This window comes from Oharaeibacter diazotrophicus (genome assembly GCF_004362745.1).
Classification (GTDB): domain Bacteria; phylum Pseudomonadota; class Alphaproteobacteria; order Rhizobiales; family Pleomorphomonadaceae; genus Oharaeibacter; species Oharaeibacter diazotrophicus.
In genome coordinates this window covers 20132-45646 of sequence record NZ_SNXY01000010.1, presented here as the reverse complement: position 1 = coordinate 45646, position 25515 = coordinate 20132, and the positions used below count along the sequence as shown (strand labels likewise).

Genomic DNA, 25515 nt, shown 5'->3' with positions numbered 1-25515 from the left:
GGCCCGTCGATTTGCACCCGGGATCGGATCGGCGTCAACGAAGTCCACTACAGGGAATAGCACGGATAGCCGAAATGCCGAGGGCGCCGGGCACGTTCCGCGCCCTTGGACGTGTTGAGCGGCACCGGCGGGAGGGCTAGGGTCCGCGGCGAAAAACCGCCCCTCTCCGCCCCAATCCGCACCGGGAGCACCGTGGTGTCCGAGGAAAAGAAGACCGGCCCGTCCTTCACCGAGCAGGAAGCCCTGCTGTTCCACGCCCAGGGCCGGCCGGGCAAGCTCGAGGTGATGCCGACCAAGCCGATGGCGACCCAGCGCGACCTGTCGCTGGCCTATTCGCCCGGCGTCGCGGTGCCGGTGCGCCGGATCGCCGAGGATCCGGCGCTCGCCTTCGAGTACACCACCCGCGGCAACATGGTGGCGGTGATCACCAACGGCACCGCCATCCTCGGCCTCGGCAACCTCGGTCCGCTCGCCTCCAAGCCGGTGATGGAGGGCAAGTCGGTGCTGTTCAAGCGCTTCGCCGACGTCGATTCCATCGACCTCGAGGTCGACACCGAGGATCCCGACGCCTTCGTGAACTGCGTGCGCTTCCTCGGGCCGTCCTTCGGCGGCATCAACCTCGAGGACATCAAGGCACCGGAGTGCTTCATCATCGAGAGCCGCCTGCGCGAGCTGATGGACATCCCGGTCTTCCACGACGACCAGCACGGCACCGCGATCATCTCGACCGCCGGGCTCCTCAACGCCCTGCATCTCACCGGCCGCGACATCCGCACCACCCGGCTCGTCTGCAACGGCGCAGGTGCCGCCGGCATCGCCTGCATCGAACTCGTCAAGGCGATGGGGATGCCGGCCGAGAACGTCACGCTCTGCGACACCAAGGGCGTCGTCTACAAGGGCCGCACCGCCGGCGTGAACCAGTGGAAGTCGGCGCACGCCGTCGAGACCCCGGCGCGCAGCCTCGCCGAGGCGCTGGAGGGCGCCGACGTGTTCTTCGGCCTCTCGGCCAAGGGCGCCCTCACCGCCGACATGCTGCGCTCGATGAACCAGGACCCGATCATCTTCGCCATGGCCAACCCGGATCCGGAGATCACGCCGGAGGAGGCCCGCGCCATCCGCGCCGACGCCATCGTCGCCACCGGCCGGTCGGACTATCCGAACCAGGTCAACAACGTCCTCGGCTTTCCCTACATCTTCCGCGGCGCCCTCGACGTGCGCGCCACCACGATCAACGAGGAGATGAAGATCGCCGCCGCCGAGGCGCTGGCCCGGCTCGCCCGCGAGGACGTGCCGGACGAGGTCGCCGACGCCTACCGCGGCCAGCGCCCGCGCTTCGGGCGCAACTACATCATCCCGGTGCCGTTCGACCCGCGCCTGATCTCGACCATTCCCGAGGCGGTCGCCCGGGCGGCGATGGCGACCGGCGTCGCACGCCGGCCGATCGTCGACTGGGAAGCCTACCGCAACCAGCTCTCCGCCCGCCGCGACCCCGCCGCCGGCACGCTGCAGCGCATCTTCGCCAAGGTGCGCGAGAAGCCGCGCCGCGTCGTCTTCGCCGAGGGCGAGGAGGAGCAGGTGATCCGCGCCGCCGCGAGCTTCGTCGCCCAGGGCCTCGGCAGCGCCGTCCTGCTCGGCCGCGACGACCAGATCCGCGCCACCGCGGCCGCCGCCGGCATCGACCTCTCGCGCGAGGGGCTGTCGATCCAGAACGCGCGGCTCTCGACCCGCACCCGCGACTACGCCGACCACCTCTACGCCCGCCTGCAGCGCCGCGGCTTCCTGCAGCGCGACTGCGCGCGGATGATCAACACCGACCGCAACCACTTCGGCGCCACCATGGTGGCGCTAGGCGACGCCGACGCCATGGTCTCGGGCGTGACGCGCAACTATTCGGTCGTGCTCGACGACGTCCGCCACGTGCTCGACCCGAAGCCCGGCCAGCGCATGATCGGCGTCTCGATCGCGCTCTGCCGCGGCCGCACGGTGCTGATCGCCGACACCGCCGTGCACGACATGCCCTCGGCCGAGGAGCTCGCCGCCATCGCCGTCCAGGCGGCGCGCTTCGCCCGCCGGCTCGGCTACACGCCGCGGGTCGCCATGCTGGCCTACTCCACCTTCGGTCATCCGGAGGGCGAACGGTCGGCGCGGCTGCGCGAGGCGGTCGGGCTACTCGACCGCATGCGGGTCGACTTCGAATACGACGGCGAGATGGCCGCCGACGTCGCGCTCGATCCGCGCAAGATGGCGCTCTATCCGTTCTGCCGGCTGACCGGGCCGGCCAACGTCCTGATCATGCCGGCCTTCCACGCCGCCTCGATCGCCACCAAGATGCTGCAGGAACTCGGCGCCGCCACCGTGATCGGCCCGCTGCTGGTCGGCCTCGACAAGCCGGTGCAGATCGTGCCGCTCGGGGCGCGCGACACCGACATCGTCAACATGGCCGCCTTCGCCGCCTTCGACGCCGGCTGAGGGTCGTGTTCGGAACGGGCGCCGACCGACATCGAAACGTCACCGTCCGCGGGGAGGGTCCACCGCCGCGGACGGCACCGACGGCGGCGCGGGCGGGGAGGACGAGGGCGGGAATGGAGACGGCACGGGCCGGCGACGTGCCGGAGCATCCGACGCTCGCCGAGGCGACCGCGGTCTGGGCGCGGATCGGGCTGATGTCCTTCGGCGGACCGGCCGGCCAGATCGCGCTGATGCACCGCGAGCTGGTCGAGCGGCGGCGCTGGATCTCCGACGCGCGCTTCCTGCACGCGCTGAACTTCTGCATGCTGCTGCCGGGACCGGAGGCGCAGCAGCTCGCCACCTACGTCGGCTGGCTGCTGCACGGCACCCGCGGCGGCCTCGTCGCCGGCACGCTGTTCGTGCTGCCGGGCTTCCTGGTGCTGCTGGCGCTGTCGACCGCCTATGTCGCCTTCCACGGCACCACGTGGCTGCCCGGCCTGTTCTTCGGCCTCAAGGCCGCCGTGCTCGCGGTCGTCGTCGAGGCGCTGCTCAGGATCGCCCGGCGGGCGCTGAAGACGAGGGCGGCGACGGCGATCGCGGTGGTGTCCTTCCTCGCCATCGCCGCCTTCGCGGTGCCCTTCCCCGTCATCGTGCTCGGCGCCGGCCTCGTCGGCCTCGTCGGGGCGCGGATCGCGCCGGCCGCGTTCCCGGCCGGCGGCCACGGCGGCGCTGGCGCTTCCGACGACGGCGTCGTCGACCGCAAGGCCGAGGCGGCACGGCCGACGGCGGGGCGCGTGGTCGGGACGGTCCTCCTCGGCGCGGCGGCCTGGGCGGCGCCGGCCGTGCTCGCCGCCCTGATCCTCGGCCCCGATACCGTGCTGGTGCCGATCGCCGCCTTCTTCTCGAAGATGGCGGTGGTGACCTTCGGCGGCGCCTACGCCGTGCTCGCCTACGTGGCCCAGCAGGCGGTCGAGGCCTACGGCTGGCTGAAGCCCGGCGAGATGATCGACGGCCTCGCCCTCGCCGAGACGACGCCCGGACCGCTGGTGCTGGTGCTGACCTTCGTCGGCTATCTCGCCGGCTTCCGCGACCCCGGCCCGCTCGCCCCCTACGCCGCCGCCTTCCTCGGCGCGGCGATGACCACGTGGGTCACCTTCGTGCCCTGCTTCCTGTGGATCTTCCTCGGCGCCCCCCACGTCGAGCGGCTGCGCCGCGGCGGGGTCGCGGCGGCGGCGCTCGCGGCGGTCACCGCGGCGGTGGTGGGCGTGATCGCCAACCTGACGCTCTGGTTCGCGCTCCACGTGCTGTTCCGCAGCGTCGAGACGCTGCGTGCCGGCCCGCTCGTGGTCGCGGTGCCGGATCCGGCGAGCGTCGACCCGGCGGCGGTGGCGCTGTCGGTGGTCGCCTTCGTCGCCCTGTTCGGCTTCAGGGTCGGACTGGTGCCGACGCTGGTGCTCTGCGGTGCCGCCGGGTTGGTGCTGCGGCTGGCGCTGCCGGCCTGAACCGGATCAGGCCGAGCGCGCGTAGGCGGCGGCCTCGTCGACCACGGCGCGGTCGGGGCGCACCCCGGTGTAGAGCACGAACTGCTCCAGCGCTTGCAGGACCGCCACTTCGGCGCCGGAGATCCGGCGCCGGCCGAGCGCGGCGGCGGCCCGCATCAGCGGCGTCTCCACCGGCAGCGCGACGACGTCGAACACCACCTCGGCGGCCGCGACTGCCGCCTCGGGAAAGGCGAGCCGGTCGGCGTCCGCCCCGGCCATGCCGACGGGCGTCGCGTTTACAAGGAGCGCGGCGGTCCGTCCGACGGTGTCGGGCGCCCAGGCGAAGCCGTAGAGGTCGGCGAGGGCACGTCCGGAGACCGGGTTGCGGGCGACGACGGTGCCGTCGCGGTGGCCGCGGTCGCGCAGCGCCGCCGCGACCGCCTTGGCCATGCCGCCGGAGCCGGCGAGCAGGAAGGGCGTCGCGGGGTCGATCCCTTCGCGGTCCAACAGGTCGGCGATGGCGCTGTAGTCGGTGTTGTGGCCGGTCAGCCGGCCGTCGTCGTTGACGATGGTGTTGACGCTGTCGATCGCCGCGGCCGAGCCCTCGAGGCCGTCCAGCAGCGGGATCACCGCCTCCTTGAACGGCATCGAGACGGCGCAGCCGCGGATGCCGAGGGCACGGACGCCGCCGATCGCCGCCGGCAGGTCGGTGGTCGTGAACGCCTTGTAGACGTAGTCGAGGCCGAGGCGCTCGTAGAGCCGGTTGTGGAAGCGCGAGCCGAAGCTGCCCGGGCGGCCGGCGAGCGACATGCACAGCCGCGTCCTCGGGCCGATCGGCGGCTTGGCGGGGGCGTCGGTCATGGTCTGCTCGTCCCTTCGAGTGCCGGCCCGGCGGCGGATCGCCGGTCCGTCGTTTCCGGCGACCATAGGGGCGCACGCCGCCTCGTCCAAGCCCCGACCGGCACGGCGCCCCGTGGCGCGCGCCGCGCGCTTGCGTTAGCGTGCGCCGACCCGGCCGCGGATCCCGTGTTTCGCCGCGCCGGCCCGGAGACCGGATGTTCCCGCCCGCGCGCCTCGCCCTCCTCGCCGCCGTCTCGCTCGCCGCCGCCGGCCTCGGCCTCGCCGACGCCGCGGCCGAGGTCGCCTTCGTCGACAGATCGAAGGGTCTGCCGCACCGGCAGAGCTACGAGGGCGACTGGAACCACTACGTCGGCGGCGGCGTCGCGGTGCTCGACTGCGACGACGACGGCCGGCCCGACTTCTATGCCGCCGGGGGTGCGGCGCCGTCGCGGCTCTACGTCAACACCACGGAAAAGGGCGGCCCGATCACCTTCGCCAAGGCCGCGGTCGAGGACCTCGCCGACGTCACCGGCGCCTATCCGCTCGACGTCGACGGCGACGACGTGCTCGACCTCGTCGTGCTCACGGACGGGCCGAACGTGCTCCTGCGCGGCGAGGGCGGCTGCCGCTTCTCGCGGGCGCCGGCGGACTGGGGTTTCGACGGCGGCCGGGAATGGACCACCGCGTTCACAGCGACCTTCGAGCGCGGACAGGCGTGGCCGACCCTCGTGTTCGGCAGCTACGTCGATCGCACCGATCCGAAGGGACCGTTCGAGGTCTGCGACCGCAACTGGCTCGTCCGCCCCGACGGCCGCCGCTTCGGCGCGCGCCGGCCGCTCGAGCCGGGCTTCTGCGCGCTCTCGATGCTGATCTCGGACTGGCGCCGCAACGGCGAACCCGACCTCCGGATCTCCAACGACCGCCAGTACTACGTCCGCAAGGGCCGCGAGCAGATGTGGCACCTCGACCCGCTCGCCGAGTACACGGAGGCCGAGGGCTGGCCGACGCTGAAGCTCTGGGGCATGGGCATCGCCAGCCGCGACATCACCGGCGACGGCCTGCCCGAGGTGATGCTGACCTCGATGGGCGACCAGCTGTTGCAGTACAACCAGGGCGGCGGTCGGATGAAGGACGCGCCCTATTCGGTCGGCAGCTACGCCACCACGCCCTATTCCGGCGACGACGGCCGGCCCTCGACCGGCTGGCACGCCGAGTTCGGCGACGTCGACAACGACGGTCGCGACGACCTCTTCATCGCCAAGGGCAACGTCGAGCAGATGCCTTCGAACGCGATCCACGACCCCAACAACCTCCTGATGCAGACCGCAGACGGCCGGTTCGTCGAGAAGGGCGGCGTCGCCGGGATCGGCACCACGGAGCGCTCGCGCGGGGCGGCGCTGACCGACCTCGACGGCGACGGCCGGCTCGACCTGCTGGTCGTCAACCGCCGCGCGCCCTTCGAGATCTGGCAGAACGCGACGCCCGGCACCGGCCACTGGCTGGCCGCGGACCTCCGCGCCCCCGGCCCGAACAGCCGCGCCGTCGGCGCCTTCGTCGAAGTGCGGCTGCCGGGCGGGCGGGTGCTGACGCAGGAGCACACGGTCGGCGGCGGCCACGCCTCCGGCGACGCCGGCCCGCTGCACTTCGGCCTCGGCACCGCCGACGCGGTCGACCTCCGCGTCACCTGGCCGGGCGGAACGGCCTCGGCCTGGACGCCGGTCGCCGCCGACCGGGTGCTGCGGGTCTCCCCGGGCGCCGAGGGCATCCTTTCCATCGCCGAGACCGGCGTCGAGGGCGCCGACTCCGTCGTTCACGCGGGCGCCGAGGGCGCGCCGCCCGTCGCCAAGGAGCCCTGAGCGATGCGCCGTCTCCTCCGATCCGCCGCCACCGCCGCCGTCCTCGCCGCCGCCGCGGTCGCGCCCGCGGGCGCCGCCGATCCGGTGCTGCCGTCGCCGCTGACCGACGCGGACTTCCCGGTCCATTCGCGCGACGAGGTCGAACTCGGCCGGCTGCTGTTCTGGGACCGCGTCCTCTCCGGCAACCGCAACATCGCCTGCGCCACCTGCCACCACCCCCGCTTCGGCACCTCCGACGGGCTGTCGCTCGGCATGGGCGAGGGCGGCATCGGCCTCGGACCCGACCGCCGGCCCGATCCGGCCGACCATCCCGAGCAGCGCATCCCGCGCAACGCGCCGGCGCTGTGGAACGTCGGCGCCAAGGGCTTCACCGTGATGTTCGCCGACGGCCGCATCGAGGTCGACCCGAAGCGCCCGTCCGGCTTCCGCACGCCGCTCGAGGACGAGATGGTGGCCGGCTTCGCCTCGCTCCTGTCGGCGCAGACGATGTTCCCCGTGCTCTCCAACGACGAGATGGCCGGGCACTACGAGGAGAACGACGTCTCGACACTGGTGCGCCAGGGCCGCATCACCGGACCGGACGGCGCCTGGGCCGCCATCGCCCGCCGCGTCGCCGACATCCCCGACTACGCCACCCGCTTCGCCGCGGTCTATCCGGAGGTCGCCGCCGGACGGCCGATCGCCTTCACCGACATCTCCAACGCCGTCGCCGCCTACATGACCTTCGACTTCCGCTCCGACGGCTCGCCCTTCGACGCGGTGCTGCGCGGCGAGGGTCGGCTGGAGCCGGCGGCCGCCGCCGGGATGGCGCTGTTCTACGGCAAGGCGGGCTGCTCGACCTGCCATTCCGGGCCGCTCCTCACCGACATGAAGTTCCACGCCATGGGCGACCCGCAGCTCGGACCGGGCAAGGCCGAGCGCTTCGAGCGCCACCAGCGCGACATCGGGCGGATGCGCGTCTCCAACGACCCCGCCGACGCCTACGCCTTCCGCACGCCGTCGCTGCGCAACGTCACGCTGACCGCGCCCTACGGCCACGCCGGCGCCTTCCGCGACCTCGCCGCCTACGTCCGCCAGCATTGCGCGCCCGGGTCCGCCCTGTCCGGCTATCGACCCGACGCCGCCGTGCTGCCGGCGCTCGAGACCGCCAAGCCGGACTTCGCCCCGGACGAGGGCGCCGCCAACTATCCCGCCATCGCCGCGGCCGTGACCCTGGCGCCGATGGTGCCGACCGAGGCCGAACTCGCCGACCTCCTCGCCTTCCTGAAGGCGCTCGAGGACCCCGTCGCGGTCGCAGGCGGTCGGCTGCCGATCCCGGACCGGGTGCCGTCCGGCCTGAAGGTCGACGACGCCGGCGGCTGACGCGGATCACGGCCGGAGTCCCTCGGCACCGTGGACGGCCCGGCGGGTTCGCTGGACAGTGCGGGCGCCTTTTGGTAACCGAAGGAAGTGGAATTCACCATGGTCGGTCGTGCCATGGTTGTGCGGTCGTGCGGCATTCCTATGACCGCGCGTGTGGGAGTGGGGGCCGTGCTGGTTGACCGTCGATCGCGCGTCCGGGCGGCCCGGGTGATCCACCGCTCCCTCGCCGTCGGCGCGACGGTCCTGGTCCTCGCCGCCTGCAGCGCCACCGAGGGGCGCGACGCCGGCCCGGCCGTGAAGGCCGCCGTGACGCCGCCGACGACCGGCGGGCCGGTGGCGGCGTCGACCACGGTCGGCGGCCCGGTCGTGCTGCAGCCGGCCGCCGTCCAGCCGGCCACGGTCGCCGGCGTCTACCTGATCGGTCCGCAGGACACGCTCGACATCACCGTGTTCGAGGTCGCCGAGCTCAATCGCACGCTGCAAGTCTCGGGTACCGGCACGATCAACTTCCCGCTGATCGGCGACGTGCCGGCCGCCGGCCGTTCGGCCCACGACCTGGAGGCGGACATCGCCAAGCGGCTCGACCAGGGCTACGTGCGCGACCCGCACGTGTCGGTCAGCATCAAGGAGTTCAACAGCCAGCGCATCACCGTCGACGGCGCGGTACGCAAGGCCGGCGTGTTCCCGCTGCGCGACCAGGTCACCCTCACCCAGGCGATCGCCCTCGCCGGCGGCCAGGATCCGGACACCGCCGGCAGCGGCGTCGTCGTGGTCCGGCAGGTGCCGGGCGGACAGCAGACCCTGCGCTTCGACCTCGGCGCGATCCGCGCCGGCAAGGCGGTCGACCCCGCCCTCGCCAACGGCGATTCCGTGATCGTCGAGACCTCCAACGGCAAAGCCGTCCTCAACGGACTGGGCAAGATCGCCCCGGTCGGCGGCCTGATCGGATTGATCCCGTGAGCCCGGGCAACGTCACCCCCCTGCGCACCGGCGACGACCTCGTCGCCGCCAACCACGCCGTCGCCGGATTCCGGCACGACGGGCCGGGCGGCTTCGCCCCGCACGCGCCGCCCGCGAACACGCTCGCCCACGAGAGCTTCCTGTTCGCCGTCCACGAGTTCCTGCGCGTGGTGCGCCGGTTCAAGTGGGTGATCGCCTGCGTGATCGTGGCGGCGCTGCTGATCGGCTTCGCACAGACGCTGATGGCGACGCGGCTCTACACCGCCACCGTCCGCCTCGAGGTGTCGAGCTCGAGCGCCAAGATCGTGCAGAAGGGCGAGTTGACGTCGCTCGAGGGCCGCGACTTCGAATATCTGCGCACGCAGTACGAGCTGATCCAGAGCCGCAACATCGCCGAGCGCACCGTCGCCGCCCTCAAGCTGGCGGACGATGCCCAGCTCACCGCGCCGGCACCGCCCGGTCTGGTCCAGCGCCTGACCGACTTCGTGATGCCCCGTCCGGCCCCGCCGCCGGAGGACCGCGCCTCGATCGAGCGCCGTCTCGTCGGCATGATCGTCGGCGCGCGCGTGGTCAAGCCGATCCCGGGCTCGCGGCTCGTCGACATCTCCTACACCGACAGCGACCCGGCGCGCTCGCAGGCGATCGTGATGGGGCTCGCCAACGAGTACATCAACTCGCTGCGCGACAAGCGCTTCGAGACCACCGCCTACGCCAAGAGCTTCCTCGAGGACCAGCTGCGCCAGCTGAAGGCGCGCCTCCAGGAATCCGAGAACGCGCTGATCGACTTCAGCCAGAAGGAACAGATCATCGATTCGGGGCCCGACAAGACCTCGATCGCCGAGACCAACCTCGCCGCCGCCAACAGCAACCTCGACCGGATCATCAACGAGCGCATCCGCGCCGAGCAGCAGTATCGTCAGGTCGAGGGCGCGACCGACGCCACGCTGCCGCAGTTCCTGACCAACGCGGTGATCGTCGCGCTGCGCGAGCGGCGCAATGCGCTGGACATCGAGTTCCAGGAGAAGGGCCAGGTCCTGCGCGACAACTATCCGAGCATGGTCCAGCTTCGGAAGAAGATCGCCGAGACCGACCGGCAGATCGCCACCGAGATCCAGACCATCCGGGAATCGCTGAAGGGTGCCTACGACGCGGCGCTGAAGCAGGAAGAGGAAATGAACGCGCGGGTCGCCGGTCTGCGCACAGAACTGCTCGACCTGCAGAAGCGCAGCATCCAGTTCAACATCCTGAAGCGCGAGGCCGACAGCAACCGGACGATCTACGAGGACCTGCTGCAGCGCTACAAGGAGGTCGACGTCGCCGGCGGCGTCGGGGCGAGCAACGTCTTCATCGTCGACAAGGCCGAGGTGCCGACCACGCCGTCGTCGCCGAACTTCAACCGCAACATGCTGATCTCGGCGATGCTGGGCCTGATCTCCGGCCTCGGCTGCGCCTTCCTGCTGGAGCGCCTCGACAACACCATCCTGAAGATCGACGAACTCGAGCGCATCACCGGCCTGCCGACGCTCGGCGTGGTGCCGCTGATCGCCAAGGGCGCCAACATCCAGGAGGAGATCCGCAACCACGCCTCGCGGCTGTGGGAGGCCTATCGGTCGCTGTCGACGGCCCTGCAGTTCTCCACGGACCACGGCCTGCCCAGGACGCTGTTCTTCACCAGCTCCAACCCGGCCGAAGGCAAGTCGCTGTCGTCCTTCGCGGTGGCGCGCCATTTCGCGAACCTCAACCTCAAGGTCCTGCTGATCGACGGCGACCTGCGCCGGCCGACGCTGCACAAGCGCCTCGGCGTCGAGCACGACACCGGCCTCAGCAACTATATCGCCGGCGCGCCGCTGGAGGAGGTCATCCAGTCGACCCCCTACCAGAACCTGTCCTTCATCTCGGCCGGGCCGCTGCCGCCCAACCCGTCCGAACTTCTGGGGTCGCCGAAGCTGCCGGTGCTGATCCAGCTCGCCGCCGAGCAGTTCGACCTCGTCGTGGTCGACGGCCCGCCGCTGATGGGCCTCGCCGACGCGCACCTGATCTCGCGCGCCACCGACGCCACCGTGTTCGTGGTGCGCTCGGGCAAGACGCCGAAGCACCAGATCCGCGCCACGCTGAAGCGTCTGCGGTCGACGCGGTGCAACGTGATCGGCACCGTGCTTACCCAGTACCGCCAGAACGGCGACATCCACGCCTACGGCTACGGGTACGGCTATGGCTACGGATACGGCTACGGTTACGGTTACGGCCGCAATGCCGGCGACCGCCGCGGCGACATCGACGATCGCCGCGAGAAGAAGCTGTTGGGCAGCGTGAAGACGCTGCTCTTCAAATGACGGCGCCCCGGCCCCGCCGCGGCGGGCGCGCCGTGCGCTGGACCATCCTCGCCGCGGTCGCGGGTCTGCTCGGCTGGCAGGTCGCGACCCGCACCCTGCCCGCGGTGCTGGCGCCCTACGATCCCGGCGCGGCGCTGATCCTCGCCGAGGGCAACCCGCGGGCGCTGCTGCTGCTCGCCGAGCGCCGGCTCGGGCAGGATCCGACCGCCCGCAACGACGCCGACGCCCTGCCCGCGGCCGAGCGCGAGGACGTCGTCGAGGCCGCCGCCACGATGGTCGCGCGCGGCATCGCCCGGCCGCTGCTGCCGCCCGACGTCACCGCCGCCGACCGTGCCACGGTGGCGGCGCTGGCCGCCGCGGCGTGGCGTGCCGCGCCGCTCGATCCGCGTGCGCCGCGCCTGCTCGGCCAGCTCTCGGAGGACGAGGGCACCGGCCGCCGCCTGATGGAACAGTCTGTGGCGCTGTCGCGGCACGACCCGCTGGCGCTCTACTGGCTGATCCAGCACGCCTTCCTCGCCGGCGACGTCGACGGCGTGCTGCGCCACGCCGACATCCTGCTGCGCGCCCAGCCCGACTTCGCCGCGACGGTGGCGCCGATGCTGACGGCGCTGACCGCGGACGAGGCGATACGTCCGCGCATCGTCGCGGCGCTCGCCGCGGCGCCGCCCTGGCGCGACGGTTTCCTGGCCGAACTGCCGGCGTTGGCGGCCGATCCCCGCCTCCCGTTCGCGCTGCTGCGCGATCTCGCCCGCGGGCCGACGCCGCCGACGTCGTCGCAGGTGATGTCCTACCTGACCGTCCTGGTCGCCCGCGAGGACTATCGCCTCGCCCACGAGGCCTGGCGCGTCTTCCCGATGGACGGCGAGGAGCACCCCGCCGACCTCGTGTTCGACGGCGGCTTCCGCAATCGCCCGGGTGCTACGCCGTTCTCCTGGGCCTTCTCCTTCGGCGGCGGCGTGCGGATCACCACGACGGCGGCGCCGGGCCGGCCGGGCGACAAGGCCCTCGCCCTCGAGTTCGCCGGCCAGATGGTCGAGCCAATGACCGTGACGCAGGTCACGGTGCTGGACCCCGGCCGCTACCGCATCGCCGGATCGCAGGCCGGCACGTTCGAGAGCCGGCGCGGTCTGCGCTGGGAGATGATCTGCCGGCGGCCGGGCGCCGCGCCGCTCGGCGGTTCGGACGAGCTGTTCGGCGGCGGCGAGGGCTGGTCACCCTTCTCCTTCGACATCGAGATCCCCCGGGAGAACTGCCCGGTGCAGATCCTGAGACTCGTGTTCGACACGGTCGCGCAGGCGGATCGGATCGTGCGCGGCGACCTCTACCTCACCGACATCTCGATCCGGCCGCTCGGCGGCAGCTGAACCGACGCCGGGAGGGCGCGCCGGCATGTGCGGCATCAACGGCATCTTCGCCTACCGCGGCGGCCGGGCGGACCTCGACGAGGCCCGGCGCACCAGCCTCGCCCAGGCGGCCCGCGGCCCCGACGCCGCCCGCGACGCGGTGCTGGACGACGGCCGCCTCGCCTTCGCCCACCGCCGTCTCGCCATCATCGACCTCTCCGACGACGGCATCCAACCGATGACGGCGGCCGAGGGCCGCGTCACCATCGTCTTCAACGGCGAGATCTACAACCACGCGGCCCTCCGCCGCGAGCTCGAGGCGACCGGCCGGGTCTTCCGCAGCCGCTCCGACACCGAGGTGATCTGCCAACTCTACGACGCCGAGGGCCCGGACATGGTCCGCCGGCTGCGCGGCATGTTCGCCTTCGCGCTCTACGACCACGCCCGCCGCCGCCTCGTGATGGCGCGCGATCCCTACGGCATCAAGCCGCTCTACTACGCCGACGACGGCGCCACGCTGCGCTTCGCCTCCACCGTCAAGGGCCTCGTCGCCGGCGGTGCCGTGGCCGACGCGCCCTCGCCGGCCGGGCTGGTCGGCTTCGCCCTGTTCGGCAGCGTGCCGGAGCCCTTCACCGCGGTCGCCGCGGTGCGGGCGCTACCGGCGGGCAGCCTGATGGTCGTTGACGAGGCCGGCCCCTCGGCGCCGCGGCGGTGGTTCTCGCTCGCCGCGACGATCGCCGCCGCCGAGTCGGCGCCCGCGCCGGATCCGGCCGACGTGCCGGCGCTGGTGCGCGAGGCGCTCCGCGACAGCGTCGCCGCCCATCTGGTCGCCGACGTGCCGGTCGGGCTGTTCCTGTCGGCCGGGGTCGATTCCGGCGCGCTCTCCGGACTGATGCGCGACGCCGGCGCGGTGGGCACGACCGCCGTCACCCTCGCCTACGACGACTTCCGCGGCACGGCGCGCGACGAGGCGCCGCTCGCCGCGACGGTGGCGGCGCGTTACGGGGCCCGCCACGTGGTCCGCACCGTCGGCGCGGCGGAATACGCCGAGGACCTGCCGCGGATCCTCGCGGCGATGGACCAGCCGAGCGTCGACGGCGTCAACACCTGGTTCGTCGCCAAGGCGACGCGCGAACTCGGCCTCAAGGTGGCGCTCACCGGCGCCGGCGGCGACGAACTGCTCGGCGGCTACGACACCTTCCACCGGTTGCCGCGGATGGTGCGGCGGGTCGCGCCCTTCGCCGCCGTGCCCGGGATCGCGCCGCTCGCGGACGTCGCGGTGCGTGCGCTGCGCCGGCTCGGTGCGCCGCTGCCGGCCAAGGCCGCGGGCGTGCTCCGCCACGGCGGCACGCCCGGCGGCGCCTTCCTGCTGCTGCGCGCGACCTTTCTGCCCGAGGACGTCCGCGCGGCCTTCGCCGATCCCGCCTTCGCCGCCGAGGGCCTCGCGGCGCTCGACCCCGCCGGCCTCGTCGCCGCGGCGCTCGACCCGATGCCGGCGACCGACTTCGGCGTCGTCGCCACCCTGGAATCGGCCTTCTACCTGCGCAACCAGCTCCTGCGCGACGCCGACTGGGCCGGCATGGCGCACGGCCTCGAGATCCGCACGCCGCTGGTCGACGCCGAACTGCTCGGCCGGCTCGCCCCGGTGTTCGCCCGCAGGGCCCCGCCCCCCGGCAAGGCCCTGCTCGCCGCCGCCCCGACAGTCCCGCTGCCGGACGAGATCCTCGCCCGCCGCAAGACCGGCTTCGGTATCCCGGTGCGCGAATGGCTCGGCGCGCCGGTCGCGCCCGCCGCCTGGAGCCGCTACCGGGTGCGCCGGCTGCTCGGGGCCTACGGCGCGGCCTGAACCGACGGCTCGGCCCCGGGCCTGAGCCCTGCCCGACTCAGCCCCGCGAGGCGCCCCAGGCCATGACCACGTCGGCGATGCGCTCGGCGGCGCGGCCGTCCCACAGCGGCGGCAGGCGGCCGGAGGGCGCGCCGCGGTCGAGCAGGTCGTGGGTGGCGGCCTCGAGCGCGGCCGGATCGGAGCCGGCGAGCCGATTGACGCCCTCGCCGAGGGTCGAGGGCCGCTCGGTGTTGTCGCGGATGGTGAGGCAGGCCGTGCCGAGCGCGGTCGCCTCCTCCTGCAGGCCGCCGCTGTCGGTCAGCACCACGGTCGCCGCGCTCATCGCGCCGACCGCGCGCAGGTAGCTGAGCGGCCCGGTGACGAGCAGCCGCGGCGCCGCGAGCCGGCCGCCGAGGCCGAAGCGCTCGATCGCCGCGGCCGTGCGCGGATGGACGGCGAAGATGAGCGGCAGGCGCTCGGAAATCCGGACCAGGGCGTCGAGCAGGCCGGCGAGCTTGGCGCCGTCGTCGACGTTCGAGGGCCGGTGCATGGTGACGAAGCCGAAGCCGTCGCGGGCGGCGGCGACGAAGTCGGCGTCCGCGCCGGCCTCGGCGAAGACGGTCGCGATCGGCACCGCCCGCTCGCGGCAAGCGAACAGGCTGTCGATCATGACGTTGCCGACGAAGTGGATCCGCTCGGCGGCGATCCGCTCGGCGAGGAGGTTGTCGACGCCGGCTTGCTCGGTGACGAAGTGCAGGTCGGCGAGCTGGTCGACGACCATGCGGTTGAGCTCCTCCGGCATGGCGCGGTCGAAGCTGCGCAGGCCCGCCTCGACGTGGGCGAGCGGGATCTTCAGGCCCGACGCGGTCAGGGCGGCCGCGAGCGTGGAATTGACGTCGCCGACCACGACGACGAGGTCGGGCCGGCGCTCGCGCATCAGCGGGGCGAGCGCGGCCATCATCCGCGCCGCCTGCTCGGGCCCGGAGGGCGCGGGGCCGACCGCGAGGTTGACGTCCGGCCGGGGCAGGCCGAGTTCGTCGAACAGCACGCGGTCCATCGCCTCGTCGTAGTGCTGGCCGGTATGGACGAGGCGGGTCGCAACGCCCGGTCGCGCGGCGAAGGCGCGCAGGATCGGGGCCATCTTGACGAAGTTCGGCCGGGTCCCGACCACGCAGTCGATCAGCAAGGCGAGCGATCCTTCCGTTCCGGATGCCCGCGTTGCGGTGCGGCGGGCGGCGTGCAATGGTCCGGCCACTAGCCGTCCGCGGGATCGGTCTCGGACCTTCGATGCGTATCCTCTTCCTAACACACTACTATGCGCCGGAGGTCAATGCGCCGGCGTCCCGCACCGCGGAACACTGCCGGATCTGGGCCCGCGCCGGGCACGAGGTCACCGTCGTCACCGGCACGCCGAATCACCCCCAGGGCACGCCCTATCCGGGCTACGGCAACCCGATCTGGCGCCGCGAGACCGTCGACGGCGTCGACGTCGTGCGGTTGTGGACCTTCCTGGCGGCGAACGAGGGCTTCGGCCGGCGCACCGCCAACTACGTCTCCTACGCCGCCGCCGCCACGGCCGCCGCGCCCTTCCTGCCGAAGGCCGACGTGGTGGTGTCGACCTCGCCGCAGTTCTTCTGCGGCCTCGCCGGCTGGCCGATGCGGCTCGCCAAACGGGCGCGCTGGGTGCTCGAGATCCGCGACCTCTGGCCGGAGAGCATCGTCGCCGTCGGCGCGATGAAGGCGAGCCCGGCGATCCGCATGCTGGAGCGCCTCGAGGCCTTCGCCTACCGCCGTGCCGACGCGGTGGTGGCGGTCGCCAACGCCTTCGTGCCGCACATCGCCGAGCGGCGCGGCCGCGCCGAGGGCGTCGAGGTCTTCGTCAACGGCGTCGACCTCTCCGCCTTCTCGCCCGGCGGCGACGGTGCCGCCGCCAAGCGCGCGCTCGGCCTCGAGGGCCGCTTCGTCGCCGCCTACGTCGGCACCCACGGCATGGCCCACGGCCTCGACACCCTGCTCGACGCCGCCGACCGGCTGCGCCACCGGCCCGACATCGTGTTCCTGCTGGTCGGCGACGGCGCCGAGCGCAAGGCGCTGGAGGCGGCGCGGGCCGCGCGCGGGCTCGACAACGTCGTCATGCTCGGCCAACGCCCGAAGTCGGACATGCCGGCGATCTGGAGCGCCACCGACGTCAGCCTGATCCACCTGCGCCGGTCCGACCTCTTCAAGAAGGTGCTGCCCTCGAAGATGGCCGAGGCGATGGGCATGGAGCGCCCGATCGTGCTCGGCGTCGAGGGCGAGGCCGAGACCGTGCTCCGCGCCGCCGGCGCCGGCATCGCCGTACCGCCGGAGGACGCCGACGCGCTCGCCGCCGCCGTCGTCCGGCTCGCCGACGACCCCGCCGCCGCCGCCGCCCACGGCCGGGCCGGCCGCGCCTACGCCGAGGCCCGGCTCGACCGCGGCCGGATCGCCCTCGACTATCTCGACCTCCTGGAGCGGGTCGCGCGGCTATGACCGGCCGGATCGGGCGCGCCGCCCGCGCGTTCGCCTTCGCCCGCCACGTGCCGCCCGGCCGGATCCTGCGCCGGATCGCCCTGCGCCTCCGCCACGCAGCCGCCGACCGCGGCCTCCTCCGCGCCGCCCCGCCGCCGGCCCCGCCGCCCCCGCGCGCGCGGGACGCCACGGTCTCGCCGGTGCCGCCGCCGGCACCCGCGCCCGAGCGGATCGGCGACGGCCTGCGGCTGACGATGCTCGGGCGGACGCTCGCCTTCGAGGGGGCGATCGACTGGTCCGCGCCCGGCCCCGGGCCGGAGCACCAACTGGCGCGGATGACGCTGCACTACATGCAGTGGACCGGCCGTGGCGACGACGCCCTGTTCGCCGCGGCGGTGGAGAGCTGGATCGCGGCGGCCGGCGAGCCAGGCCCGGGCGCTTGGCGCGACGCCTGGAACCCCTACGCGCTGTCGCTGCGCGCCGTCGCCTGGATGGACGGCATGACCGCGCGCGGCGTGACGCCGCCGGTCGCCGAGGCCAGCCTCGCCCGCCAGATCCGCCATCTCGCGGCGACGCTCGAGACCGACATCGGCGGCAACCACCTCGTCAAGAACGTCCGGGCGCTGATCCGCGCCGGCGCCTTCTTCGCCGGGCCCGAGGCGGACGGCTGGCGCCGGCTCGGCCTCCGGCACCTCGCCGCCGTGCTCGCCGAGCAGGTGCCGGCGGACGGCGTCCATTTCGAGCGCTCGCCGGCCTACCACGCCCAGGTCTTCGCCGACCTCCTCGACTGCCGCGTCGCGCTCGGGGCCGCCACCCCGGCCGCGCTCGACGACGCGCTCGCCCGGATGGCGCAGGCGATCGCCGACCTCCGCCATCCCGACGGCGGCATCGCCCTCTTCAACGACGCCGGCCTCTCCATGGCGGAGGCGCCCGCCGCCTGCCTCGACGCCTACGCCCGGATCACCGGCTCGGCCCCGGCGCCGCGGCCGCGCTTCGCCTTCGCCGACGCGGGCTATTTCGGCCGGCGCGACCCCGGCGGCCTCTTGGTGGTCGACTGCGGCCGCCTCGCGCCGGACGCCTTGCCCGCCCACGGCCACGGCGACCTCCTGTCCTTCGAGTGGTCGGTCGGAGGCCGCCGGATCGTGGTCGACCAGGGCGTTTACGAGTATGTCGCCGGCCCGCGCCGGCAGATGGCCCGCTCGGCCGCCTCGCACAACACGCTCTGCCTCGACGGCGCCGATCAGGCCGACTTCTTCGGCGCCTTCCGCTTCGGCCGGCGCCCGACGCCGCGGCTCGAACGCTTCGCCGACGTCGGCGACGCCACCCTGTTCGCGGGCGGCCACGACGGCTTTTCGCACCTCCCAGGTCGGCCGCGCCACGCCCGCCGGATCGTCGCGGGCCCCGACCGGCTCGAGATCGTCGACCGCATCGAGGGCCGCCCCCGGGTCGGCGCCAGGATCGGGTTCCTGCTGCACCCGGCCGTCGCGCTGACGGCGGAGACGGGCGGCCTCCGGCTCGCGGTCGGAGACGTCCGGATCGGTCTGCGGATCACGGGCGGCACGGTCGCCGTCGAGCCGGCGCCGTGGTGGCCGGACATGGGTGTGGAGGAGGCCACGCGGCGGATCCGCATCCGCGTTGAGCCCGGCCGCGCCGAGGTGGTAAGCACGTTCACCGTGCACGAGGGCGGCGGGGCGGAGACGACGTGAAACAGGTCCAGCAGAGTTATCGCCACGGTACGCTCGAGGTCGCCGAGGTGCCGGTGCCGATGCCCGGCGACGGCGAGGTGCTGGTGCGCAGCACGGTCTCGTTGATCAGCGCCGGCACCGAGCGCCAGCTGATGCAACTCGCCAAGTCGTCGCTGGTCGCCAAGGCGGCGGCGCGGCCCGATCTCGTCCGCCGCGTCATCCGCACCGCCCGCCGCGAGGGGGTGATGGAGACCGCGCGCAAGGTGCTGGCCCGGCTCGATACGCCGATCCCGCTCGGCTACAGCCTCGTCGGCGAGGTGGTGGCGGTCGGCCGGCGCGTCGAGGGCCTCGCGCCCGGCGACCGCGTCGCCTGCGCCGGGGCCGGCCTCGCCAACCACGCCGAGTACAACTGCGTCCCGAAGAACCTCGTCGTCCGCGTGCCCGACCGGGTGGCGGACGAGGACGCCAGCTTCGTCACCCTCGGCGCCATCGCGCTCCAGGGCGTCCGCCTCGCCGTGCCGACGCTCGGCGAGTGGGTGGTGGTGATGGGCCTCGGCCTGATCGGCCTCGTCACCGTGCAGATCCTGAAGGCCGCGGGCTGCCGGGTGATCGGGCTCGACCCCAACGCCGCCCGCGCCGCCCTCGCCCGCGACCTCGGCGCCGACGTGGCCGTGACCGACGGCCTCGAACGGGCGGTCGCCGCCGCCACCGGCGGCTTCGGCGCCGACGCGGTGATCGTGACGGCCTCGACCCCGTCGAGCGCGCCGGTCAACCTCGCCGCGGAGGTGAGCCGGCTCAAGGGCCGCATCGTCGTGGTCGGCATGGTCGGGCTGTCGATCGACCGCGAACCGTTCTACCGCCGCGAGCTCGAGCTCAAGCTGTCGATGTCCTACGGTCCCGGCCGCGGCGATCCCGCCTACGAGGCCGGCGGCCACGACTATCCGCAGGCCTACGTGCGCTGGACCGAGCAGCGCAACATGGCCGCCTTCCTCGGCCTCGTCGAGGAGGGCCGGGTGACGCCGGCCGCCCTCGTCACCCACCGATTCCCGATCGCCGGCGCCGAGGCGGCCTATGCGCTGCTCGACGGCGACGAGCCCTATCTCGCCATCCTGATCACCTATCCGGACGCCGGCGCCGCCGCGCCGATCCGGCGCGACCTCGCGCTCCGGCCGAAGCCGGCGGGCGAGCGGCTCGCAGTCGCCTTCGTCGGCCTCGGCAACTACGCCCGCTCGGTACTGCTGCCGAAGGTGAAGGCCGATCCGGGCGTAGACCTCGCGGCCGTCGTCACCCGCACCGGGCTCGCCGCCGGCCACGCCGCCGCCGGCCTCGGCTTCCGCCACGCCGCCACCGACGCCGAGGCGGCCTTCGGCGCCGACATCGACGTCGTATTCGTCGCCACCCGCCACGACAGCCACGCCGACCTGGCCGCACGGGCGCTCGCGGCCGGCAAGCACGTGTTCTGCGAGAAGCCGCTGGCGCTCGACCACGCCGGCCTCGACCGGGTCGCCGCCGCCGCGGCGGCGACGCCGGCGCTGCTCGCGATCGGCTTCAACCGCCGCTTCGCGCCACTGATGGCAGAGGTGAAAGCTTCCCTTTCCGGCCGTCCGGGCCCGAAGGTGATGCTCTACCGCGTCAACGCCGGCAAGCTGCCCGCCGACAGCTGGATCGGCCGCGAGGAGGGCGGCGGCCGCGTCCTCGGCGAGGTCTGCCACTTCGTCGACACCTTGACCTTCCTCGCCGGCAGCCTGCCGGTCGAGGTGCAGGCGGTCGCCGCCACCGGCGTCCGCGACGCGGTGTCGGTGCTCCTGCGCTTCGCCGACGGCTCGACCGGCACGATCGTCTACTCGCCGGTCGGCGACGCGTCGGCGCCGAAGGAGTATCTCGAGGTCATGGCCGACGGCGTCGTCGCCCGGCTCGACGACTTCACCCGCCTGACGCTCCACGTCGACGGGCGCACCCGCACCGTCAAGGGTCGCCAGGACAAGGGCCAGGCCGGCCTCGTCGCCGCCTTCCTGAAGGCGGTGCGCACCGGCGGCCCGGCGCCGATCCCGTTCGACGAGATCGAGGCGGTCAGCCGGGCGACGATCGCGATCGAGGAGGCGCTGCGCCATGGCTGAGGCCGCGGCCCGGCTACCGGTCACCGTGGTGGTGATCGCCTTCGACGAGGCGATCCACATCGCGCGCTGCCTCGACCGGCTGGTGCCCTACGTCGAGCGCGTCGTCGTGGTCGACTCCTTCTCGCGCGACGACACCGCGGCGATCGCGCGCGCCCACGGCGCCGAGGTGCTGCAGCACGCCTTCACCACCCACGCCGCCCAGGTCAACTGGGCGATCGAGGCGGCGGCCGCGACGACGCCGTGGACCATGCGCGTCGACGCGGACGAGTATTTCGAGGACGGTGCGCTCGCCGCGCTGGGTGCGATGCTGGCGGCTCAGCCCGGCGAGGTGACCGGCGTCACCCTGCGGCGCAAGTTCGTGTTCCGCGGCCGCTGGATCCGGCACGGCCGCTATTATCCCGTGGTGCTGCTGCGGTGCTGGCGTACCGGCGCGGCGGTGTGCGAGCAGCGCTTCATGGACGAGCACATGGTGCTCGTCTCCGGCCGCACCGCGGCCTTCGAGGGCGGCGACCTCGTCGATCACAATCTCAACGACCTCGACCACTGGACCGCCAAGCACAACCGCTACGCCACGCTGGCGATGGCCGACGCCGTCGTCCGCGAATACGGGCTCGCCGCCGACGACGATCGCGTCGCCGCCACCGGCGGCGCCGCCCGGCGCAACCGGGCGCTGAAGCACGGCGTCTACGGCCGCGCGCCGCTCTATCTCCGCGCCGTGCTGCTCTACGTCTACCGCTACGTCTTCCGCCTCGGCTTCGTCGACGGCAAGGTCGGCTTCCTGTTCCACACCCTGCACGGGCTCTGGCTCCACCTGCTGATCGACGCCAAGATCGACGAGGCGCGCGAGATCATCCGCCGCGACGGCCTCGACGCCTTCCGCGAGCGCCTCGCCGAGCGCCACGGGATCCGGCTGTGACCGGGCCCACCCCGCCGGCTGGCCGGAAGCCCCGAGTCCTCATGCTGCTCGGCTGCTTCTGGCCCGGCAACGACGCCAGCGGCCCGAACCAGAGCTTCCGCGGCCTCGCGACCGCACTCGGCGACGCCTTCGACTTCTCCGTGGTGGCGGCGAGCGGCCCGCCGGGCGCCGCGCCGCTGGTCGACGCCCGTGCCGACTGGCGCGACCTCGGCTTCGCCCGCGCCCGCTACCTCGACGACGGCCGGTTCGGCGCGCGCGGCCTCGCCCGGCTGCTCCGCGAGACCCCGCACGACGTGCTCTGCCTCAACAGCGTGTTCGACCGCGGCTACACCCTGCCGGCCCTGACGCTGCGCCGGCTCGGCCTGATCCCGCGGCGGCCGACGCTGCTGTCGCCGCGCGGCGAGTTCGACGACGGCGCGCTGGCGATCCGATCGGCGCGCAAGCGCGCCTTCCTCGCGCTCGCCGGCCGCTCGGGCCTGTGGTCGGGCGTGACCTTCCACGCCACCGGCGAGGCCGAGGCGGCGGCAATGCGCGCCGGCCTCGGCCCGAACCGCCCGATCGTGGTCGCTCCCAACGTCCGCCTGCCGATCGAGACCCGTTTCGAGCCGGCGGGCGACGACCGCCTGCGCATCGCCTTCGTCGGGCGGATCGTGCCGATCAAGCGGCTCGACTTCGCCCTTGAGGTCCTCGCCAAGGTCCGCGTTCCGGTCGTCCTCGACGTCTACGGCCCGGCCGAGGACGAGGCCCACGCCCGGGCCTGTTTCGAACGGGCCGCGGCGTTGCCGGCGCACGTCGCCGTCCGCCGGCACGGTGCCGTCGACGGCGCAGCCGTCGCCGCCGCGCTCGGGCGCGCCGACCTGTTCCTGTCGCCGACCGGCGGCGAGAATTTCGGCCACGCCATCTACGAGGCGCTCGCCTGCGGCGTGCCGGTGGTGATCAGCGACCGCACGCCCTGGCGCGACCTCGCCGCCGCCACCGCCGGCTGGGACCTCTCGCTCGACCGGCCCGACGACTTCGTCGCCGCGATCGAGCGCTTCGCCGCGATGCCGCCCGGCGAACGCGCCCGCTGGCGCGCCGGCGCCCGGGCGCGCGCGCTCGCCTGGACCGAGGCGAGCGGTGCCGTCGCCGCCAATCGCCGGATGCTCGCCGCCCTCGCCGGCACGACAGGAGACCCGCGGCCATGACCGCACGGATGCGCATCGCCATCGTGTTCTCGCACCCGGTGCAGTATTTCGTCCCGCTATTCCGCCTGCTGGCGAAGGAACCGGACGTCGAGCTGAAGCTGTTCTTCGCCACCAAGGTCGGCATCCGCCCGGTGGTCGATCCCGGCTTCGGGGTGCCGGTGGTCTGGTCCATCCCCCTGACCGACGGCTACGACCACGAATTCCTGCCGCGCGCCGACGAGATCGACAGCGTCGGCTTCCGGCAGGTGTACAATCCCGGCGTCGGCCGCGCCCTCGCCGCGTTCCGACCGGACGCGGTGATCCTGCACGGCTACGCCCTCCCGACGATGCTGAAGGGTCTCGCCTGGTGCAGGCTCCACCGGATCCCGGCCCTGATGATCGCGGATTCCTCCGCCGATCAGGTCCCGCCCGGCCTGAGGCGCTGGATCAAGTACCGGATCGTGCCGCGCCTGCTCGCCTGCTACGCGGGCCTCCTGCTCTGGGGCGAGCGCAGCGAGGATTATTTCGCCGGCTTCGGCTATCCGCGTGCGCGGCTGCACCGCGTCCCCAACCTGATGGACGAGAGCTTCTGGGCGGCGCGGGCGGCACGCGCGGAGATCCGGGCGGCTTTCCGGGCCGAGCACGGCCTCGCCGAGGAGGACTTCGTCGTGATGGCCTCCGGCAAGCTGCAGCCGCACAAGCGCGTCGCCGACACGGTCGAGGCGCTGGCCCGTCCGGCGGTCGCGACCGCGGCGCGGCGCACCGTGCTCGTGGTCGCCGGCGACGGCGTCGAGCGTGGCGCCCTCGAGGCGCTCGCGGCCGCCCGCGGCGTCGACGTGCGCTTCCTCGGCTTCGTCAATCTCGACCGGCTGCCGCAGGTCTACGCCGCCGCCGACGCCTTCGTGCACGCCTCGGAATTCGAGCCCTTCGGCGTCGTGATGGCGGAGGCCGCGGCGCTCGGGCTGCCGCTGATCGTCAGCGACCGCGTCGGCGCCGTCGGCGCCACCGCCACCGCCCGGCCGGACGAGAACACGCTGCTCTATCCTTGCGGCGACGCCGACGCCCTAGCGGCGACGATCGCCCGCCTGCGCGACGACGAGGCCCTGCGCACGCGCTTTGCGGCGGCGTCGGACCGGATCTCGGCCGATCACGACGGCCGCCGCAGCGTCGCCGCGGTCAAGCGCGCCGTGCGGCAGGCGATCGGGCGGGACGGGGCGGAGGCGCGCTGAGGATCGGAGCCTGTTTCAAAAGTCGGCCGGGTCGATCCGCCGACTTTTTGAAACAGGCTCTCAGCGCGCGCCGAAGCCGGTCAGGATCGTCCGGATCGTGCGCAGCACGATCAAGAGGTCGAGCCAGAGCGAGACGTGCTTCACGTAGTAGAAGTCGTAGTGGAGCTTGCTCAGCACGTCGTCGGGGCGGGTGACGTGGCCCTGGTTGACCTGGGCCCAACCGGTCAGGCCGGGCGGCACCACGTGGCGATAGTCGTAGAACGGCAGCTGGTCGCGGTACCACGCGGCGAGCGGCAACGCCTCGGGGCGCGGGCCGATCCAACTCATCTCGCCCTTGAGGATGTTGACCATCTGCGGCAGTTCGTCGATCCGCGAGCGCCGGAGGAAGGCGCCGATGCGGGTGATCCGGGCATCGCCGGTCCGCGTCATGGCGTCCTCGTGATTGCGGGGGTCGGACGTGCCCGCGTACATGGTGCGAAACTTGTACATGGTGAAGACGCGGCCGCCGCGCATCACCCGCGCCTGGGTGAACAGGGCCGGCCCCGGCGAATCCCACCGGATCACCGCGGCGAGCACCAGCAGCGGAACGGCGAGCACCAGAAGCCCCGTCGCGGCGGTGACGACGTCGAAGATCCGGCGGATCTTCAGATAGCCGAGATGCGGATCGTGGGCGCCGAGGATGTTCTCGTGCAGGTGCTCGATCTCGAGGCGCCCGGTCAGCGTCTCGCGCATCTGCTTGTAGTGATAGACCGGCACGCCGGCGAGGACGCAGCCGGTGACATAGGCGTCCCAGTGCTTCGGCAGGTCGGCGTGGAGGTCGACGACCACCCCCGCGCAGGTCCGCGGCAGCTGCACCGGCGCGTCGAGCACGGCCCAGTCGGCGGCCCCGACGTCGCGGATGCTCAGCGCCTCACCGACCGGCACGACCGCGTAGCAGGTGCGGCGCCCGCGCCAGGAGGCGTAGGTCACGCCGGCGAACCAGGCGACCGCGACGGCGTAGCCGAGCAGGAATTGGAAACGGCTGTAGTCGAAGCGGAAGGCCAGGAACGTGGCCGCCACCGTCATGAAGACGACGGAGAACACCGGCAGCACCGCGCCGACCTCGCGCATGGTCGGATAGGTGCCGAGCCGGCGCAGGGCGTAGTAGCCGACGAGCACAGCGACCGCGACGCCGATCGCGGTGTTGACCACGTTCGGCAGCGAGGTCGTCGTCAGGACGTCGTATTGGAAGGCGAGCGGGACGACGGCGGCCAGGACGAGACCGGTCGGCAGCTGGAAGCGGATGCGCTCGACAATGCGACGCGGTGCCGAACGGCGACCCGACACGATCGCGTCGACACCGTGGATGGCACGCAGGGCTTCGCCGCCGAGGCTCGCGTCGGTCACGACCGTGCTCCGCCACGGCGGCGCCCCGGCCGCACGGGCGTGCGTCCACCGCCGCTCCCGCCGTCCGGGGCCGTCCACATC

The 25515-nt window shown here is 73.3% G+C and carries 17 protein-coding genes; 14 read left to right on the top strand and 3 right to left on the bottom strand.

The features are described from left to right. Positions 1-195: 195 nt before the first annotated feature. Together EDD54_RS23545 and chrA are read left to right on the top strand one after the other, a co-directional pair. Positions 196-2469, top strand: coding sequence for an NADP-dependent malic enzyme (locus EDD54_RS23545; RefSeq protein ID WP_126539533.1), 2274 nt, complete (start codon positions 196-198; stop codon positions 2467-2469). 113 nt (positions 2470-2582) lie between these two features. Further along, the gene (gene chrA, locus EDD54_RS17895) at positions 2583-3950 is read left to right on the top strand and encodes a chromate efflux transporter (RefSeq protein WP_126539535.1); all 1368 of its coding nucleotides are present in this window, start codon (positions 2583-2585) and stop codon (positions 3948-3950) included. Between the two features lie 6 nt (positions 3951-3956). On the opposite strand, the gene EDD54_RS17890 is transcribed toward chrA, so the two are convergent. Then, complete coding sequence (locus EDD54_RS17890; protein WP_126539537.1) at positions 3957-4790, bottom strand: shikimate 5-dehydrogenase; 834 nt, start codon at positions 4788-4790, stop codon at positions 3957-3959. 194 nt (positions 4791-4984) lie between these two features. On the opposite strand from EDD54_RS17890, the gene EDD54_RS17885 reads away from it, so the two are divergent. From EDD54_RS17885 to asnB, 6 genes are all read left to right on the top strand, one after another. Next, positions 4985-6625 (top strand): CRTAC1 family protein, encoded by a 1641-nt coding sequence (locus EDD54_RS17885; protein WP_126539539.1) that lies wholly within the window; start codon positions 4985-4987, stop codon positions 6623-6625. A gap of 3 nt (positions 6626-6628) precedes the next feature. Then, on the top strand, positions 6629-7987 hold the full coding sequence (locus EDD54_RS17880) for a cytochrome-c peroxidase (protein WP_126539541.1): 1359 nt from the start codon (positions 6629-6631) through the stop codon (positions 7985-7987). Between the two features lie 207 nt (positions 7988-8194). After that, the gene (locus tag EDD54_RS17875; RefSeq protein WP_166653466.1) at positions 8195-8947 is read left to right on the top strand and encodes a polysaccharide biosynthesis/export family protein; all 753 of its coding nucleotides are present in this window, start codon (positions 8195-8197) and stop codon (positions 8945-8947) included. Then, positions 8944-11280: a GumC family protein gene (locus EDD54_RS17870; RefSeq protein WP_126539545.1), complete on the top strand. Its 2337-nt coding sequence runs from the start codon at positions 8944-8946 to the stop codon at positions 11278-11280. The genes EDD54_RS17875 and EDD54_RS17870 overlap by 4 nt, the downstream gene beginning before the upstream one ends. Before the next feature lie 32 nt (positions 11281-11312). Continuing rightward, a complete protein-coding gene (locus EDD54_RS17865; protein ID WP_208112231.1) occupies positions 11313-12644 on the top strand; it encodes a hypothetical protein in 1332 nt (443 codons plus the stop codon). 25 nt (positions 12645-12669) lie between these two features. Then, on the top strand, positions 12670-14469 hold the full coding sequence (gene asnB / locus EDD54_RS17860; RefSeq protein ID WP_126539549.1) for an asparagine synthase (glutamine-hydrolyzing): 1800 nt from the start codon (positions 12670-12672) through the stop codon (positions 14467-14469). 37 nt (positions 14470-14506) lie between these two features. Here the strand turns inward: asnB and wecB are convergent, their stop codons facing one another. Next, the gene (gene wecB / locus EDD54_RS17855) at positions 14507-15634 is read right to left on the bottom strand and encodes a non-hydrolyzing UDP-N-acetylglucosamine 2-epimerase (protein ID WP_245515815.1); all 1128 of its coding nucleotides are present in this window, start codon (positions 15632-15634) and stop codon (positions 14507-14509) included. A 101-nt stretch (positions 15635-15735) separates the two neighbouring features. Between wecB and EDD54_RS17850 the strand changes: the two genes are divergently transcribed. Genes EDD54_RS17850 through EDD54_RS17825 form a run of 6 tightly spaced genes read left to right on the top strand, consistent with a single transcriptional unit; the run spans position 15736 to position 24048 of the window. Continuing rightward, a complete protein-coding gene (locus tag EDD54_RS17850; protein ID WP_133674036.1) occupies positions 15736-16959 on the top strand; it encodes a glycosyltransferase family 4 protein in 1224 nt (407 codons plus the stop codon). Continuing rightward, the gene (locus EDD54_RS17845) at positions 16956-18644 is read left to right on the top strand and encodes a heparinase II/III family protein (protein ID WP_126539551.1); all 1689 of its coding nucleotides are present in this window, start codon (positions 16956-16958) and stop codon (positions 18642-18644) included. The genes EDD54_RS17850 and EDD54_RS17845 overlap by 4 nt, the downstream gene beginning before the upstream one ends. Next, on the top strand, positions 18641-20740 hold the full coding sequence (locus EDD54_RS17840) for a bi-domain-containing oxidoreductase (protein ID WP_126539553.1): 2100 nt from the start codon (positions 18641-18643) through the stop codon (positions 20738-20740). The genes EDD54_RS17845 and EDD54_RS17840 overlap by 4 nt, the downstream gene beginning before the upstream one ends. After that, entirely contained in the window at positions 20733-21656 is a 924-nt protein-coding gene (locus EDD54_RS17835; RefSeq protein ID WP_126539555.1) for a glycosyltransferase family 2 protein, read from the top strand. The genes EDD54_RS17840 and EDD54_RS17835 overlap by 8 nt, the downstream gene beginning before the upstream one ends. Positions 21657-21697: 41 nt before the next feature. Beyond that, the gene (locus EDD54_RS17830; protein WP_126539557.1) at positions 21698-22840 is read left to right on the top strand and encodes a glycosyltransferase; all 1143 of its coding nucleotides are present in this window, start codon (positions 21698-21700) and stop codon (positions 22838-22840) included. Next, the gene (locus tag EDD54_RS17825) at positions 22837-24048 is read left to right on the top strand and encodes a glycosyltransferase family 4 protein (RefSeq protein ID WP_126539559.1); all 1212 of its coding nucleotides are present in this window, start codon (positions 22837-22839) and stop codon (positions 24046-24048) included. Before EDD54_RS17830 ends, EDD54_RS17825 begins: the two co-directional genes overlap by 4 nt. A 60-nt stretch (positions 24049-24108) precedes the next feature. Here EDD54_RS17825 and EDD54_RS17820 read toward each other — a convergent pair whose 3' ends face one another. Then, positions 24109-25434, bottom strand: coding sequence for a sugar transferase (locus tag EDD54_RS17820; protein WP_126539561.1), 1326 nt, complete (start codon positions 25432-25434; stop codon positions 24109-24111). Positions 25435-25515 lie beyond the last annotated feature (81 nt).